Source organism: uncultured Microbacterium sp. (assembly GCF_963524805.1).
Taxonomy (GTDB): domain Bacteria; phylum Actinomycetota; class Actinomycetes; order Actinomycetales; family Microbacteriaceae; genus Microbacterium.
Genome location: NZ_CAURGG010000003.1, coordinates 161,052 through 177,485 on the forward strand (window position 1 = coordinate 161,052; position 16,434 = coordinate 177,485).

15 protein-coding genes are annotated in these 16,434 nt (G+C 67.5%); 9 read left to right on the plus strand and 6 right to left on the minus strand.

Annotation, left to right across the window (positions count from 1 at the left end):
- Positions 1-7: 7 nt before the first annotated feature.
- From RWQ91_RS08295 to RWQ91_RS08315, 5 genes are read left to right on the plus strand one after another with little or no spacing between them, the layout of a single operon-like run.
- On the plus strand, positions 8-1,048 hold the full coding sequence (locus tag RWQ91_RS08295; protein WP_314504692.1) for an ABC transporter permease: 1,041 nt from the start codon (positions 8-10) through the stop codon (positions 1,046-1,048).
- On the plus strand, positions 1,045-1,962 hold the full coding sequence (locus tag RWQ91_RS08300; protein WP_314504695.1) for an ABC transporter ATP-binding protein: 918 nt from the start codon (positions 1,045-1,047) through the stop codon (positions 1,960-1,962). The genes RWQ91_RS08295 and RWQ91_RS08300 overlap by 4 nt, the downstream gene beginning before the upstream one ends.
- Positions 1,959-2,993: an ABC transporter ATP-binding protein gene (locus RWQ91_RS08305; RefSeq protein ID WP_314504698.1), complete on the plus strand. Its 1,035-nt coding sequence runs from the start codon at positions 1,959-1,961 to the stop codon at positions 2,991-2,993. The genes RWQ91_RS08300 and RWQ91_RS08305 overlap by 4 nt, the downstream gene beginning before the upstream one ends.
- Positions 2,990-4,462, plus strand: a complete 1,473-nt coding sequence (locus RWQ91_RS08310; protein WP_314504700.1) for a glycoside hydrolase family 32 protein — start codon at positions 2,990-2,992, stop codon at positions 4,460-4,462. Before RWQ91_RS08305 ends, RWQ91_RS08310 begins: the two co-directional genes overlap by 4 nt.
- A 56-nt stretch (positions 4,463-4,518) precedes the next feature.
- On the plus strand, positions 4,519-6,105 hold the full coding sequence (locus tag RWQ91_RS08315; protein WP_399546118.1) for a glycoside hydrolase family 32 protein: 1,587 nt from the start codon (positions 4,519-4,521) through the stop codon (positions 6,103-6,105).
- A 308-nt stretch (positions 6,106-6,413) separates the two neighbouring features.
- Here the strand turns inward: RWQ91_RS08315 and RWQ91_RS08320 are convergent, their stop codons facing one another.
- Positions 6,414-7,064 carry a VOC family protein gene (locus RWQ91_RS08320; RefSeq protein ID WP_314504705.1) on the minus strand — a complete coding sequence of 217 codons (651 nt, stop codon included), beginning with the start codon at positions 7,062-7,064 and terminating at the stop codon, positions 6,414-6,416.
- A gap of 195 nt (positions 7,065-7,259) precedes the next feature.
- On the opposite strand from RWQ91_RS08320, the gene RWQ91_RS08325 reads away from it, so the two are divergent.
- Positions 7,260-7,856 carry a TetR/AcrR family transcriptional regulator gene (locus tag RWQ91_RS08325; protein WP_314504708.1) on the plus strand — a complete coding sequence of 199 codons (597 nt, stop codon included), beginning with the start codon at positions 7,260-7,262 and terminating at the stop codon, positions 7,854-7,856.
- A gap of 67 nt (positions 7,857-7,923) precedes the next feature.
- Positions 7,924-8,886, plus strand: coding sequence for an NAD-dependent epimerase/dehydratase family protein (locus tag RWQ91_RS08330; RefSeq protein ID WP_314504710.1), 963 nt, complete (start codon positions 7,924-7,926; stop codon positions 8,884-8,886).
- A gap of 26 nt (positions 8,887-8,912) precedes the next feature.
- Here RWQ91_RS08330 and RWQ91_RS08335 read toward each other — a convergent pair whose 3' ends face one another.
- The 3 genes from RWQ91_RS08335 to RWQ91_RS08345 form a co-directional block, all read right to left on the minus strand.
- Entirely contained in the window at positions 8,913-9,209 is a 297-nt protein-coding gene (locus RWQ91_RS08335) for a hypothetical protein (protein WP_314504713.1), read from the minus strand.
- A 73-nt stretch (positions 9,210-9,282) separates the two neighbouring features.
- On the minus strand, positions 9,283-9,603 hold the full coding sequence (locus tag RWQ91_RS08340; protein ID WP_314504716.1) for a TraR/DksA family transcriptional regulator: 321 nt from the start codon (positions 9,601-9,603) through the stop codon (positions 9,283-9,285).
- A gap of 593 nt (positions 9,604-10,196) precedes the next feature.
- Positions 10,197-11,198 carry a LacI family DNA-binding transcriptional regulator gene (locus tag RWQ91_RS08345; RefSeq protein WP_314504718.1) on the minus strand — a complete coding sequence of 334 codons (1,002 nt, stop codon included), beginning with the start codon at positions 11,196-11,198 and terminating at the stop codon, positions 10,197-10,199.
- 142 nt (positions 11,199-11,340) lie between these two features.
- Here RWQ91_RS08345 and RWQ91_RS08350 point away from each other — a divergent pair, with 142 nt between their 5' ends.
- The gene (locus tag RWQ91_RS08350) at positions 11,341-12,813 is read left to right on the plus strand and encodes an APC family permease (RefSeq protein ID WP_314504721.1); all 1,473 of its coding nucleotides are present in this window, start codon (positions 11,341-11,343) and stop codon (positions 12,811-12,813) included.
- Positions 12,810-14,435 (plus strand): amidohydrolase family protein, encoded by a 1,626-nt coding sequence (locus RWQ91_RS08355; RefSeq protein WP_314504725.1) that lies wholly within the window; start codon positions 12,810-12,812, stop codon positions 14,433-14,435. Before RWQ91_RS08350 ends, RWQ91_RS08355 begins: the two co-directional genes overlap by 4 nt.
- Before the next feature lie 9 nt (positions 14,436-14,444).
- On the opposite strand, the gene RWQ91_RS08360 is transcribed toward RWQ91_RS08355, so the two are convergent.
- Both RWQ91_RS08360 and RWQ91_RS08365 read right to left on the minus strand, forming a co-directional pair.
- Positions 14,445-14,909 carry a DUF3237 domain-containing protein gene (locus RWQ91_RS08360; protein WP_314504729.1) on the minus strand — a complete coding sequence of 155 codons (465 nt, stop codon included), beginning with the start codon at positions 14,907-14,909 and terminating at the stop codon, positions 14,445-14,447.
- The gene (locus tag RWQ91_RS08365; protein ID WP_314504732.1) at positions 14,906-16,414 is read right to left on the minus strand and encodes a long-chain fatty acid--CoA ligase; all 1,509 of its coding nucleotides are present in this window, start codon (positions 16,412-16,414) and stop codon (positions 14,906-14,908) included. Before RWQ91_RS08365 ends, RWQ91_RS08360 begins: the two co-directional genes overlap by 4 nt.
- Positions 16,415-16,434: the final 20 nt, after the last annotated feature.

The window sequence follows — 16,434 nt, forward strand, 5'->3', positions numbered from 1 at the left end:
GCGCGTGATGTCACTCGCACAGAATCCTCAGGCGATGGCCGAGCTCGATCTCGGCACGGCGCCCGGCGCTGATGGACAGCCCCAGCTCGCACCGCCCCCGCCCCGCAAGCGCGGCGGCGGAGGGCTCCTTCGGGGGGTCATGGGCAACGCCAAAGCGGTCGCCGGAGTCGTGATCCTCATCCTCTTCGCGCTCATTGCGATCTTCGCGCCGGTCATCTCGCCCGGCGACCCCAACCTCATCACCGGCATGGGTTCCCAGCCACCCTCGCTCGAGCACTGGCTCGGCACCACGGCGAAGGGGCAGGACGTCCTCGCCCTCAATATCTGGGGTTCGCGCTCGTCGCTGTTCGTCGGCTTCGCGGTCGGCATCCTGGCCATGCTCGTCGGCCTCCTGGTCGGTCTCGCATCCGCCTATCTCGGACGCTGGGTCGACAACCTGCTCTCGCTCGTGACCAACGTGTTCCTGCTCCTGCCCGGCCTGCCGCTGCTCGTGATTCTCGCGGCGTTCCTGCCACAGGGCCTCGGCACCGTCATCCTGGTGCTCGTCATCACCGGATGGGCAGGTTCCGCCCGCGTGCTCCGGTCGCAGGCGATGTCGATCCGCGGCAAAGATTTCGTCGGTGCCTCGCAGGTGACCGGTGAGAGCGGCCTGCGCATCATGTTCCGAGAGATGCTGCCGAACATGGCCTCGATCGTCATGAGCACCTTCCTCGCGTGCGTCATCTTCGGGATCGGCGCCCAGGCGGGTCTGGAGTTCCTGGGCCTCGGTGACATCAGCACCGTCAGCTGGGGAACGAACCTCTACTGGGCGAGCAACGACGGTGCGCTGCTGACCGGCGCCTGGTGGGTGTTCGTGCCGCCCGGCGTCTGCATCGCGCTCGTCGCATTCGCGCTCGCCCTGGTCAACTACGGCGTCGACGAGACGACGAACCCACGCCTGCGCCGGCCCCGTCGGCGCACCACCCCCGATGAGCCCACGCGGGTGGCGGCGTCCGCGAAGAACAGCTCAGCGCAGGCCGCAGCCCCACAGAAGGAGCAGAAGCGATGAGCACCCCCTTGCTCGAGGTCGAAGACCTCAGCGTCGAATACGTGACCGAGGCCCGCACGGTGCGCGCGGTCGACCGCGTCACCTTCTCGATCGCCGAACGTGAGGTGTTCGGCTTGGCCGGCGAGTCCGGCTGCGGAAAGTCGACGGTCGCCAACGCGATCCTGCGCCTGCTGCGCGACCCCGCCGTCATCGCCGGAGGCTCCATCCGATTCGCGGGGACGGACGTGCTGGCCTTGAGCGCCGAGCAACTGCGGGACTTCCGCTGGCGTCAGGTGGCCATGGTCTTCCAGAGTGCGATGAACTCGCTGAATCCTGTGCTGACGATCGGCGACCAGATCGCCGATATCTTCACCACTCACGAGGGCGTGTCGAAGAAGACGGCGATGGCTCGGGCGGGTGAACTGCTCGATCTCGTGGGCATTCCGCGGGACCGCCTGCGGTCCTACCCCCATCAGCTCTCGGGTGGGATGCGGCAGCGCGTCGTCATCGCGATGGCGACGGCCCTGCGACCGCCGCTGTTGATCATGGACGAGCCCACGACGGCGCTGGACGTCGTCGTCCAGCAGGAGATCATGGCGCAGATCAAGGATCTGCAGCAGGAGCTGGGATTCGCGATCCTCTTCATCACGCACGACATTTCGCTGATGGTCGAGCTCTCCGACCGGATGGCGATCATGTACGCCGGCCGCTTCGTCGAGACCGCGCCGTCGAAAGAGATCTTCGACGCCCCGAAGCATCCGTATACCCGCGCCCTGATGAACGCGTTCCCTCCCATGACGGGTCCGCGCACTCGCCTGCGGGGCCTCGGCGAGGGCGTGCGGTTCCGCGATATTCCCGACCTGCAAGCGGTGACACCGACCCACTGGGTCGCGCCCAGCACCGACGCCGACCTGATCACGGAGGCCATCGCATGACCGAACACGACACCCCGGTGCTCTCCACGCGGGGACTGCAGAAGACCTTCACGATCGGCGGGTCGTTCTCCCGCAAGCAGGTCCGCGCGCTCGGCGGGGTCGACCTCGACATCGCGCACGGCGAGATCGTGGCCCTCGTCGGCGAGTCGGGAAGCGGCAAGTCCACGCTCGCCCGCTGTATCGCGCGGCTCGAGCAGCCGACCGCAGGGACGTTTTTGTTCGAGGGCGAAGACGTCATCGCCACCTCGAAGCGGCGTGCGACGCGCGAGTATCGCTCGGCGGTGCAGATGATCTTCCAGGATCCCTTCGGCTCGCTGAATCCGGTCCACCGGATCGGGCACTTCCTCGAGCGTCCCCTGCGCATCCACGGCGCCGCCTCCGGCCGTGCCGCGATCGAGCAGGCCAAGCGCCGGCTCATGGCGAAGGTGGGGCTTCCCGAAGAGATGCTCGACCGCTACCCGCACGAGCTGTCGGGCGGTCAGCGGCAGCGCATCGCCATCGCCCGCGCGCTCGCGGTCAATCCTCGCCTCCTTCTCGCCGACGAGCCGACGTCGATGCTCGACGTGTCGGTGCGGATCGGCGTGCTCAACCTCATGCGCAACCTGTGCGAGGAGCAGGGCATCTCGATGCTGTACATCACGCATGACCTGGCGTCGGCGCGCTATCTCGCCGACCGCATCGTCGTGATGTTCGCCGGCGAATTCGTCGAGGGCGGAGACGCGATGGAATTGCTCGCACAACCCGCGCATCCGTACACGCGACTTCTCATCTCTGCGGTGCCTGACCCGAAACGCACCGAGCCGTTCGATGCCGTGGAGCGAGCGCAGCTGCGTCGCGAGGTCTTGGAGCCGACGGAGTGCCGGTGGTCGGGACAGACAGCCGAGCCGTGCTCGGCGGAGAAGCCGGTGTTCCACCGGCTGAGCGAGACGCCTCAGCACTGGGTGCGCTGCGGGCTGTACGCACCGCCCGCGGATGCACCCGGAACCGCGCTGGAACAAGCCGCAGACGACCTGGAGAACGACGCCGCATGACCAGCCACACCACTGCCCAGCCCGACGTGGCAGCTGATGATCTCGCGGACCGAGCTGCGCGGGACCCACACCGTCCGGGGTTCCACTTCGTCGCACCGGCAGGCTGGTTGAACGACCCCAACGGACTCACGCAGCGGGACGGCTGGTACCACCTCTTCTATCAGCACAATCCGTTTGCCGCGGTCCACGACCGCATCCACTGGGGCCATGCACGCAGCACCGACCTCATCCACTGGGAGCACCTGCCGATCGCGCTGGAGCCCGGCGACGGGCCCGACGTCGACGGCTGCTGGTCAGGCGTGCTGGTCGACGACGGGGGAGTGCCGACGCTCGTCTATTCGGGACGCCATGGCGAGATAGAGCTGCCGTGCCTCGCGACCGGGTCCGACGACCTCGTCGAATGGACGAAGGAACCCTCGAACCCGGTCATCCTGGCACCACCCGAGGACCTCGATGTTGTCGCCTTCCGGGATCACTGCGTGTGGCGCGAGGAGGGAACGGACGGCACGAGCGGCCGATGGCGTCAGATCATCGGAAGCGGCCTTCGCGGCGTAGGCGGTGCCGCTCTGCTTTACGAGTCCGACGATCTGCGCGCGTGGCGATACGTCGGGCCGCTGCTGCTCGGCGAGGCCGCTGACCGGCCGCGCGCGGCATCCGACTGGACCGGGACGATGTGGGAGTGCATCGACCTCTTCCGTGTCGGCCATGTGGATGTGCTCGCGTTCTCCGCGTGGGACAACGGCGTGACACTCCACCCCCTGTACTGGTCGGGCCACTACCGCCGCGATCAGTTCGAGGCGCACGCACTTCACCGGCTAGACCTGGGGGGACGATTCTTCTACGCCCCGCAGTCGATGCTCGACGAGTCCCACAGACGGCTCATGTTCGGCTGGATGCAGGAAGGGCGGACGGATGCCGCGGCCGTCGCGGCTGGCTGGTCCGGGGTGATGTCGCTGCCCCGCGTTGTGACTGCGCGGGCGGACGGGTCGCTGCACCAGGCGCCCGCGCCGGAGGTCGATGCCCTGCGTACGGATCTCCTGTTCGACGGGGACGCGGCCGACGCGGATGCCGCCGGAATCGGCGGCGACCAGCTCGACCTGGAGCTTGTTGCCACTCTGCGGCCGGGCGCTTCAATCGAACTCGCCGTGCTCGCCACTGATGACGGTGAGGAGCGCACCACCTACCGCCTGTACCGTGTCGACGACGGTGTGGACTTCTCACTCGACAGGAGCCGGTCGAGTCTCGATCAAAGCACTGATGCCACACCGCTCTCGGGGCGCGTCCCGCTCGACGGCGACACGATGCGTCTGCGCGTTCTCGTCGACCACTCCGCTCTGGAAGCCTTCGCGAACGGAGTTCCTCTCGCGGCGCGCGCCTACCCGACCCGCCCGGATGCGCGGCGCATCACGGTCGACCTCGATGGAGCTGAGGCCACGCTGCGTGCCTGGCGCGTGGCATCCGTCGACTGACCACTCAACGCAACGGAATGGCAGCGCCAACGCTGCCTCTGAAATGGAAGGTACCGATGGAAGACTCAGAGTCGGTATCACGCCGGTCACTCCTCACTGGAGCCGGAGCTGCAGCACTCGGCAGCACTCTCGCGCTGACAACTGCGACCCCCGCGTCCTCGGCCGCCGCCGCCGCAACTTCCGCGTCCGCATCAGCCGCGAACCCGAGAGGACGTACGCGCATGCGTCCCGTTTATCACGTCAGCGTTCCGGACAACTGGAAGAATGACCCGCAGCGCCCCATCTACCTCGATGGGGAGTATCACTACTACTACCTGTACAACGCCGACTACATCGACGGCGGCGGGGGCACCGCGTGGCGTCGCACGACGACCCGCGACCATGTAACGTTCCAGGACCGGGGAGTCGCGATCCCCAAGTTCACTAACGGGAACGGCGACTGCTGGTCGGGATGCCTGGTCGTCGACGAGAACGACACCGCCGGGTATGGGGCAGGTGCGGTCATAGCGCTTGTGACGCAAGCGCCCCACGGCAAGCAGGCGCAGTACCTCTGGTACTCGACGGACCGCGGCCGCTCCTTCCGCCCAGGCGGGGAGTCGCCGGTGCTGCCGAACCCGGGGGTGCCGGATTTCCGTGACCCCAAGGTGATCTGGGACGTCGACCGCGGCCGCTGGTTCATGGCTAACGCGGAGGGGCAGAAGCTCGGGTTCTACGTCTCGGCGGACCTGCGCTCATGGCAGCGGGTCGGCGAGTTCGTGCGGACCGACATTGGGGTGCTCGAATGCCCTGACATCTTCCGTATGACGGCGGACGACGGCACATCCCAATGGATCCTCGGCGTCAGCGCGAACGGCAAGGGGCGAGGCCTTCCTGCGACCTATGCCTATTGGACGGGGTCGTTCGACGGTGCGTCATTCGCCCCGGATCACGGCGAGCCTCAGTGGCTGGACTACGGGTTCGATTTCTACGGTGCCGTGACGTACCCGCACCACAGCGCTTCCGGCGCTGAGGATGCCACCTTGCGCCGCGCGATCGGCTGGGCGAACTTCTGGGACTACCCGCATAACACCCCGACGCTCGCGACCGACGGCTACAACGGCGACGACATGATCGTTCGCGACCTGCGGCTCAAACGCGGCGGTGCCGAGTACTACCTTGCCTCCACACCGACAGCGGCACTCGAGCGCTACGCGAACAAGACGCACCGACTCGGCGACGTCACGGTCGCCGGCACCCGCGATCTCGACGTCCGCTCGCTCGCCTATGACCTGTCGTGCGAAGTGGTGTGGGATCCCGCAGCCCCTCCGGCCAATCTCGGCTTCGAGGTGTGCCGCGCTCCCGGTGGAGGCCGCCACGTCGCTGCGGGTGCGTTCTTGCGGGGTCCGTTCACGTATGTCAATCGGCGCCCGACGATCAATCCCACCGGCGGCGAGTCGCAGACCCCGATCGACCCTTCGACAGGTCGGCTCAGCGTCCGAATCCTCGTGGATCGCACAAGCGTGGAGCTCTTCGTCGGAGACGGCCGCGTCGTTCACTCCCACCGGGTGTTCCCGGTTGAGGGCGACAACCGGATCCGCCTGTACGCCCACGAAGGACAGGCCACCTTCCGCGGACTCATCATCCGTGAGCTGTCGGTCCCGTGACCGCGACTACGTCCCTGCCGTACAACCGACCCGCGAGAGGCAGGAAACCGTGAGGCGGTCACCTCGCTCAGCCGCGCTCGCGCCGGAAGTCCAGCGCAATTCAATGAATCTTGGTCTCGAGGCACCCTGACTGGCGCTTAGCCGCTGAAATAGCGACGCCCCCGCCCGCTCATCGAGACGATCGTCGATGATCTGCTGACAGCCGCCGGGTGAGGAGAGCTCAACGGTGCCGGCGTGGGGACCCCCACAGCTTGCGGCCGAGGACGCCGGCTCTCGGGCTGCTGTCGCTTGCTTGGGTGGACAGGCGGTCACGCCCCGTCGTCGACATCTCCCCACGCGGCGATGTCGACACCGTGGTTATCGGGCGACGCGAAGGTCCACCACTCTGGTGCGTGGGAGTCATCCGCGAGCCGCCCCCCTGCTTGCAGCACTGCGGCTACACGCGCCTCCGCACGGTCACTCGGTACGGCTACATCGATGTGGGTGCGGCCGCGTCCCGGCGAGGAGATCTCGTCGAACCACATTCGCGGTCCGCGTCGCAGCGGGTCGACGACGAATCCGCCGAGCGACTCATAGCCCAGCGCCGCGAGCCAGAAATCGCGCGTGCTTACCCCCTCCGCTTCGGCGATGGCGATCTGAATGGTGTGGAGCTGCGACGGGTCGGGTGTGAGCCCGAGATCCGCTGCGATGGCCGAGACGCGTCGGACCAGTTCGACATCGGCGGTGTCCAGTCGTCCGCGCGGCGTTGACGCGGTACGCACGACCACGGCTTCGGGTCGCAGGTCAATGTCGGGCTCGCGGCCCACCGAAAGAGTCGCCGATGCGATGCGTCGGATGAACTCCACTCCCGTCGCGAACGAGCCTGTCGGAAAGACTGTCTGCGCACCCCCGTACAGAACGTGCCACCCAGCCGTTCCCTGCTCGTCGTGAAATTGCTTGGCGCTGATCGATTCGGCCATGAGCTCTCCTGTTCACCATCACGCGAAACGTGACGCCACAGTAGCGATCGGCTGCGACATCCGACCGTACCGGCCTGTACCCCGGATACATCTCGCTGCACCCCATGCACCATGAGGGTGTTGTCACGCCAAGCCGTCCGGACACGTCACCCTTGGGAACTTGCGGGACTTAACGGTGTTATGTAGATTGTCGCTATGGCCCCTCGACGTCCTGACTCGGGAACGACCGACGTTCGCACCGCGATCCTCACTGCCGCGACGCGCTTGTTCGAGGAACGGGGCGTGGACGGTCTGTCGATGCGCCAGATCGCCACTGCGATCGGCTACTCGGCCACGACCATCTACCTGCATTTCGATGGCAAGGACGCGCTGATGCTCGCGGTATGCAGCAGCGGCTTCGATGAGTTCGGCGCGAGTCTTGAAGCAGCGGCACGCTCGGCCGTCACACCCCTTCAGGGCATCTCTGCCAGTTCCGATGCGTACGTGCAATTCGCGCTGGCGAATCCCATGCTGTACGACGTCATGTTCGTACGGCCGAAGGAGTGGGCCATCGCCGCGCCCGGCGATCCGGCATCCTTCCAAGGCCTGGTGGGTGTGGTGAATGCGGCAATGGATACGGGAGACCTGCGCCGCGCTGATCCACGGGACGTGGCCGCAGGCGTGTGGTCCGTACTGCACGGCGTCGTGGCGCTTGCGCTGGCATTCCGGGATCAGATCGATCTGTTCGAGCCCGCCGAGGTTCTCACTCGGGCGCGCACCCTCGTGAATGCTCTCCTCGACGCTCTGAAATGAGACGGCTCGGAGTGCTCGATTACGACGTACGGCCACCGATTAACAGCGTTAAGTGAAGGAGAATCTGATGACCATTGCCATTATCGGTGCCGGCACGCTCGGCACGAGCCTTGCCGGCGAGTTCACCCGTCGCGGCCTCGAGTGCCGCGTGATCTCGCGCAGCGAACTCCGCGAACCCCTTCCGCAAGGCGTGGAGTACGTGAGGGCGGACGCGCGCGATGCGCCTCGCCTGGCCCAGGCGATCGCGGGCGCCACCGTCGTGCTGCAAACGAGTCAGCCCGCTTACACGCGCTGGATCCAAGAATTTCCTCTGCTGCAGGCAGCTGTGCTGGAGGCGACGGAGAAGGCGGGCGCTCGGCTGGTGCTCGCCGACAACCTGTACGCCTATGGCGGCGGCGACCGCGGCGTGATCACCGACGCGACGCCCGAGACGCCGTGCTCAAGAAAAGGCCAGCTGCGCAAAGCCATGGCGGACGATGCCCTCGCCGCCCATCGTGCGGGGAGGGTGCAGCTGGCGCTTGCGCGGCCGTCGAATTACATCGGCGCGGCCTATCCGTTGACCCGGAGGCTCCTCACCGATCGAGCGCGAGCCGGCAAGCCGATGCAGGTGTTCGGACGTGTGGACCAGCCGCACTCGTTCGGCTACGTGCCGGACGTCGCCCGCGCAATGGCGGATGTCGCGCTCGCCGACGACGCGTACGGCCGCGCATGGATCCTTCCGGCCACAGGACCGATCACGCAGCGCGACCTGTGCGACACGCTGTGGACCGCGGCGGGTCAACCCGGAGCGGCAAAGATCCAAGCTCTCCGCGGAGTCGCCATGACGGCTGTCGGGATGCTGAACCCCTTGGTGCGCGCGAGTCGCGAGATGCTCTATGAGTACGAGGCTCCCTTCATCATCCACGCGCGCGACTTCGAAGAGCGCTTCGGCTGGACCGCTACGCCGATCGCAGAGGCGCTCGCAGAGACCGCCGCAACAAGCTTCACCGGGGCGAACCCGAACGGGTCAGCCGCCAAAGCACGCCCGTGAGCTTGCGCGTGAACGATCCTCGGGACTCACCCGACAGCGCGCCGAAGCGGAGGAAAGTGCGGGATATTGACGGGACGCCCCGGCCGCCTGCGCTCGGCATCGCAGATGAACCTCTCGGCGGCGCAGAGTGCGTGCTCGAAAGTGGAGAACGTACTTCGCTTGTTCCGCTTCTGCAACCACAGGACTGTCACGCGGTCGTCCTCGATCTCTGCCAGTGCGATGACGCGTGTCGGATCGTTCTCAGGAAGTGTGCCGTCGCACAGGCGCCAGCAGTCGTCATCGACGCGGACAAGCTCGATGCGTCCGTACATGACGGGTTTCATGTCAACCTCGTTTCTGTGGCGCCTTCGTCACGTTCGGGATGTGCGTCGCTGGAGTGGGCCGGACTGCCTCGTGTCAGGCGGCGTCGGCATGGCTTTGACATTCGATGCATGCGGCAGCGTGCGGCAGGACCTCGAGTCGTGCGGGAGCGATCTGGCCTCCACACCGGGTGCAGCGGCCGTAGGTTCCTGCGCTCAGCCGATTCAGTGCGGCGGTGATCTGTTCGACCACCACACGGTTCGACGCTGCGGTCTGGTAGGCGACCGGGTCGACGCTCGGCAGTGCTCGAGGGGCGAGTTCGGCGAGTATGTCGAGGCGCTCCTCGAGTTGCTGCTCGAGCAGCTGGCGGGTGGTGTCGACGTTCGGGTCCTGGACGGTGTGGGAGGTGTGCGTCATGACGGCTCCTGGAAAAAGAGAAACGCGCCGCAGATGCGACGCGCTGGTTGACCGGAATACCCCTTCGGGAGGAAGGGTCTACGGGGGTGCAGCGCGCGAGGTGGCACGGATCAGCCGGCCACCTGCCGCGGAACGCCGGGGCGGAAGAACCTCGTGCCGGGCGCCGGCGATGTCCGCTGCGCACGTCACCACGGAGGCGTCGAGACGACGCTCCGAGGGGGCGAGACAGAGGATCCGGGTCATGGCCAACACCATAGCCGAGGCCGCAGAAAAGGCAAGTCGGCGTGGAAAATCCCAGGTCAGGCGTCCCGAATTGACTTCCTCAAGAAGATGGCTATGGTCGGACATTCACCGCCAGCCAACAAGGGGAAGCGAGAACCGATGTCCGGTAAGACGGGGCATGAACGCGACATGAAGAAGACCGCGAAGATGTCCATCAAGGAAAAGCGCGCGGCGAAGCGCGAGAAGCGCGAGCCGAGCACCTTCATGAAGCCGCGCAAGGCCGCCCGGGCTTGACGAACGCAGCGGGGCACCGACCGCGGTGCCCCGCTCTCACGTCGGCTCAGACCGATCCCGGCGGAATAGCCTGCGAATCACGAACGGGTCGATGACCGCTCGCGATAGATCAGGTCGAACCACTCGACGGTCTGCTCCTCGCCGCGGTCGCCCTCCAGAAGCGAGATCAGAACCTGGCCCGCCCGCATCCCGGCGTCCTTCGCGCGAAGGTCCAGCGCGGAGATGGGCGGCTGGACGATGGGCAGGGTCGCGCTGTCGGTGTACGAGACCAGCTGTATGTCGTCGGGAACGGCGTGCCCGAGCTCGCGCAATGTCGAGAGGATGCCGACACCCAGGCCCTCGGGCAGGCAGACGATCGCGTCGACGTCCGGATGTGTCGCCCGCAGCCCCTGGATCATCCGGTGCAGCTCTTCTGCCGACGGCACGCCGTCGAGGTCGAGGAAGGTCACGGGGACGTCCTGGCCGGCGCTCCACTCGAGGGCGGCCTGGGCGGCGATCTGCACCCACATCTGGTCCACGTTCGGCCGGACCACCGCAATCGAGGTCGCGCCGCCCTCGCGCAGCCGATCCAGAAGCCGGCTCATCGCCGTGCGGTGATCGGCCGCCACGATCGCGGTGGGCTCGGGCATACCGGGGGGCACGAGTTCGGAGACCACGACGGGCCGACCGCTTTCGAGGATCGCGCGGGCGAGGTCGTCGCCGTTGATCACGTCCGTCATCACGAACCCGTCGACGTGAAGGCTCCTCGCCTTGGCGGCCGGAAAGTCAGCGGGAATGAGCGAGACCGTCAGCTCCCTGTCCTGCGTGCTCTCCACGACCCCGACAGCGAAGTTCATGTAGTACTCCATGAAGTTCATCCCGCCGGGGAGCCAGAGCCCGATCGAGCCCGCCCGGGCGCGGCGGAGATTGCGGGCGCCGCTGTTGGTGGAGTACCGAAGGCTTCGTGCGGCCTCGAGAACACGGGATCTCGTCTCGGTGGAGACCCGGCCCTTTCCGGTGAGCGCACGAGACGCGGTCCCCCGGGAGACGCCGGAGAGATCGGCGACGTCCTGAAGCGTCGCGATCGGCGTCGATGGCATGCGTACCTCCTCTCCGATCCTAGGGTGCTGGAGAACGGATTCTGCACAATCGATTGCGCAACCGCACGATCTGGGGCACACTGTCCACCAACGACCCGCAGGCGTGTCCCGTTGGTCAACCCACCCGACTGAAGGATGTGCCATGACCCTCGACTCGTCGCTCCTCAAGGAGGAGCCCACCGGAACGCTCAAGAAAGCCGCTCTCGGCACCTGGGGGGTCGTCTTCCTCGTGGTCTCGGCCGCTGCACCACTGAGCGTGCTCGCCGGCATCGGCCCTCTCGCGGTGCTCATCGGCGGCGTGTCCGCGCCGATCGTGTACGCCGTCGCCGGTGTGGTGCTGGCCATCTTCGCCATCGGCTTCCTGTTCATGGCACGAAACCTCAAGCCGATGGGCGGCTTCTACACGTATATCTCCGTCGGGCTCGGCAGGGTCGTCGGCCTTGCGGCGGGCTTTCTGGCGTGGATCTCGTACAACCTGCTGCAGATCGGACTGTGGGGCCTGTTCGGCGTGATGGCGCAGGGCATGTTCGCCGTGGTCTTCGGCATCGATGTGCAGTGGTGGATCCTCGCGGTGATCGGCGCGGTCCTCGTGTTCGGCCTGGCCGCCGTCGGCGTGGATGTCGGGGCCAAGGTGCTCGGTGTGCTGCTGGTCCTGGAGACCGCCTTGCTCGTGGTGCTCGCTGCAGCGATCCTGACGCAGCGTTCCGGCCAGCTCGAATTCGGCACCTTCGCTCCCGAGAACATCTTCACGCCGAGCATGTTCGCCATCCTCGGCTTCGGCTTCGCCGCCTTCATGGGCTTCGAGTCCACGGTGCTGTACCGCAGCGAGACCCGCGACCCCGAGCGGTCGATCCCGCGCGCCACGTACATCGCCGTCGCGTTTCTGGCGATCTTCTATACGGGCACGCTGTGGCTGGTGATCCAGGCGTTCGGGGACAGCGCCGTGCAGGGTGTGATCGCCGAAGACCCGGCCGCGTTCTTCTTCACCGCGATGGGCGCCTACGTCGGGGAGTGGGGCGTGTCGGTGATGTTCGTGCTGATCGTGACGAGCATCTTCGCCGGCCAGCTCGCGTTCCACAATGCGATCAACCGCTACAGCTTCGCGCTGTCGCGTGACGGGATCCTCCCCGCCTTCTTCCACCGGACCAACCGGATGGGCGCCCCGTGGGTCGCCGGCCTGATCCAGAGCATCGTGGCGGTGGCCGTCGTCATCGCCTTCGGAGTCGCAGGCATGGACCCGCTCACCCAGCTGGTCATCCTGGTCAACTCGCCGGGTGTCTACGGCATCATCGCCCTGCAGCTGCTGGCCTCGATCTCGGTGGTCATCTTCATCCTCCGCAACCCCCAGCTCGCGCGCCGCTGGTACGTCCTTCCGGCCGCGATCGTCTCGGTCGTGGCAATGGCCGTCCTGCTGACCATCCTGGTCATCACCATCGACTACCTGACGGCTGCCGGCCCCGCGATCAACGCGGTCATCCTCGCGGTGGTCCCCGTCGTGCTGATCGCCGGTGCGGCGTACGCGCTCTACCTCCGCGCGCGCAAGCCCGAGGTGTTCGCGCGGATCGGCGGCGCCGACCCGGAGTCGATCGTCAACGAGCCGGTGGAGGTCCGGTGACCCCCGAACGCGCCGCCGACATCGTCCTGCTGGGCGCGGTGGTGACGATGGCGTCGGATGCCGCGGCGGCAGATCCGGAGGGCGTCGCGATCGCCGACGGCGAAGTGGTGGCGCTGGGCACCCGCAGCGCCCTCGAGCCGTACATCGGCGAAGCCACCCGAGTGATCGAGCTGCCGGGTGCGGTCATCCTCCCGGGCTTCGTCGACAGCCACATCCACCCCGTGTTCGGCATCGACCTGACCCGAGGGGCAGATCTCTCCCGATGCCGCACGCTCGCCGAGGTCGAGGAGTCGCTGCGGGCGGAGGCGAGCGGCTCGGCGAAGGGGGAGTGGCTCCTCGGCTGGGGACTCGACCCCAACGTCTTCGGCGACGACCCGGTCTCCAACGCCGTCCTCGATGATGTCGCGGGCCCCCGCCCGGCATTCGTCCGCTTCTTCGATGCCCACGCGGCGCTGGCCTCCTCCGCGGCGCTCGCGCTGGCGGGCGTCGAGGGCGGCGAGGAGTTCACCGACGGGTCGCGGGTGGTCACCGACGAGGCGGGCCGCCCCACCGGCTACCTCCTCGAGATTCAGGCCATCCATCTCGTCGAAGCCGTCCTGCCTCCGCTGAGCTTCGACAGCCGCGCCGAGGCGCTCTACGACGTGCTCCTGCACATGGCGCGCGCGGGCTTCACCTCCGGGCAGGTGCAGGATCTCGCCCCGGACGCGATCGAGCTGCTGCAGACGATCGAGTCCACGCGCGACCTTCCGATCCGCCTGCGGATGTCGCCCTGGTTCGTTCCGGGCGCGCCCTTCGAAGAGGTCTCCCGGCTGGCCGCGCTGCAGGGGGTGCGCGGACGCCGCTGGGTCGTCGAGGGCGTGAAGATGATGATCGACGGCACGATCGACAATGGAACCGCCTGGTTGCACGAACCCGACTGCCTCGGCGAGTCGACGGCATCGCTGTGGTTGGACCCCGACCAGTACCGCCACGCGCTCGGCGAACTGGACCGGCGCGGCATCCCGACGACGACGCACGCGATCGGAGACGCGGGCATCGACTTCGTCGTGCGGGCGATCGATGCTCTGGCTGAGCCGACGGCGACCCACCGGATCGAGCACATCGAAACGATGACGGATGCCGCGCTCGCGGTGTTCGTGTCGTCCCGGGCGACCGCGAGCATGCAGCCCACGCACTGCACGCTCTTCACTCGTGCGGACGGGAGCGACAACTGGTCGAAGAGACTCGGCGCGGAGCGCGCGCAGCGCGGCTTCCGCACGCAGGATCTCGTCCGGGCGGGGATACCCCTCGCTCTGGGATCGGACTGGCCGGTCGCCCCGAGCGATGCGGTCGGCATCCTCGCGGACGCGCAGCTGCGCCGGCCGCACGGTGACGCGGACGCGGCGCCGATCAACCCCGATCAGGCACTCGATGCGATGGAGGCGCTGCGCGGTCTGACCGTCGAGCCCTACCGCACGATCGGACAGACCGGGGGCGTCCTGCACATCGGGGCCGCGGCGGACATCACGGTGCTCGACCGCGATCCCCGCACCGTGACACCCGAAAGCCTTGGCGAAGCCGTCGTCCTGCTGACGGTCGTCGCCGGCCGCATCGTCGTGGACGCGGAGGCGGTCGCCCGATGACGAGCCACCTCAGTCGACGACGTAGACGCGGATGATCACCGTCTGCGGCCGGCGTTCTCCCGTTCCGATGAGCACCCGCTCCGACAGCCACGACCAACGTCCTGACCCCTGCATGCGGGGAACGCACCGGAAGTAGACGTCGGCGGGGTCGACCTGCTCACCCCGATTCAGGCGTGCCAGGACGTCGGGATCGGCGGCCCGGAGCGCGTGGTTGTCCACGGTGATCAGCTCGTCGCGGTCGGTGCGGATCACGTAGCGGGCGTGCAGCTCGCTGACGGTCTCGGACCGCAGCACCTGGAAGTCCTCGCCCATCGGCAGGACCGAGCCGTTGAGCTCAGGCCCGCTCACCGATCCGCCGAGGATCGGCACGACCCGGCGGACGCCGCCGTCGGTGGCCCCGATCGTGTGCACGGCCCCGACATCGACCTCGATCGTCGCGAGGAACCGCAGCTGCGGCGCCGGAGGCTCGGTCATGAGGAGTCCCGCGCGAACCGCGAGCGCAGCTCCGTCTTTCGGACCTTGCCCGAAGCGGTGCGGGGCAGCTCGTCCACGATGACCAGGTTCTTGGGCAGCTTGTACCGGGCGAGGCGTCCGTCGAGGTGGGCGCGCACCGTCCCGAGATCCAGGGGAGCGGCATCCCGCACGGTGATCACCGCCCACGGCACTTCGCCCCACTGCTCGTCGGGCACGCCGATGACGGCGACCCCGGTCACGCCATCGAGGTCGCTGATCAGGTTCTCGACCTCGGCGGGATAGATGTTCTCGCCGCCCGAGATGATCATGTCCTTGAGCCGATCCGAGATGAAGAGGTAGCCGTCCTCATCGAGGTAGCCGAGGTCGCCGGAGCGGAACCATCCGTCGTCGGTGAACGCCTCTGCGGTCGACTCCGGCAGGTTGAGGTAGCCGGGGAAGACGTTCGGCCCGATGATCTGGATCTCGCCGACGGTGCCCGACGCCGCGGGGGAGCCGTCATCCGTGGCGATGCGCACGTCGGTGAAGAAGTGCGGCAGGCCCACGCTGCCCTGCTTCGATCGCGTCATCGCCGCGGCGAGGGAGGTCGCGCCGGGCGAGGTCTCGGTCATCCCGTACCCCTGGGAGAAGTGCAGTCCGCGCTCCTCGTAGGCGTTGAGGATGCGAGTCGGCACGGCCGAGCCGCCGCAGGTGAGCGTCGCGAGCGTGGACAGATCGGTGGAGTGCCAGTCGGGATGATCGGCCAGCAGCTGATAGGTCGTGGGGACGCCGCTGAGCATCGTCACCCCGTGCTCGGCGATCAGGCTCAGCGCGCGTCCGGGCTCGAAGCCCTTCTCGAGGACGATCGTGCCGCCCTTGAGGAGCACCGGCAGCGCGCCCATGCCGAGCGAGGCGACATGGAAGAGCGGCGAGATCATCAGCGCCACGTCCGTGGAGACGACGTCGTAGTCGATGATGCAGTTCAGCGCCACCCAGGTGAGGTTGCGGTGGGTGAGCACCGCTCCCTTCGCACGCCCCGTCGTGCCGGAGGTGTATATCACCGCCGCCGGGTGGTCAGGTGGGACATCGAGCGGAGCAGTGGCCGGGTCAAGAGGGGGCAGCACTGCGAGGTCATCGGTCTCCACGACGGTGCGGATGCCGACCGCCGAGATCAGCGGAGCGAGACGGTCTCCGAAATCCCGGTCGTGGATGAGCGCCCGCGCCCTGCTGTCGGCGAGCACGTGCAGGATCTCCGGCGGTGCCAGACGCGTGTTGACGGGGACGAAGACGACGCCGATCTGAGCGCAGCCGAACAGGGTCGCGAGGAACTCCGGGCTGTTCTCGCCGAGGTAGGCGACAGTGTCGCCCTCGCCGACACCGTGAGAGAGCAGCATCCCAGAGACGGCGTCGGAGAGGTCCGCCAGCTGCCGGTACGTCATGACGGCACCCTCGCCGTAGATCAGCGCGGCCTTGTCTGGGGTCTTCGCGCGGCGCTTGCGCAGCCACGTTCCCACACCGGGGTGGTCCATCTTCGCCTCTCCGTCGAGGT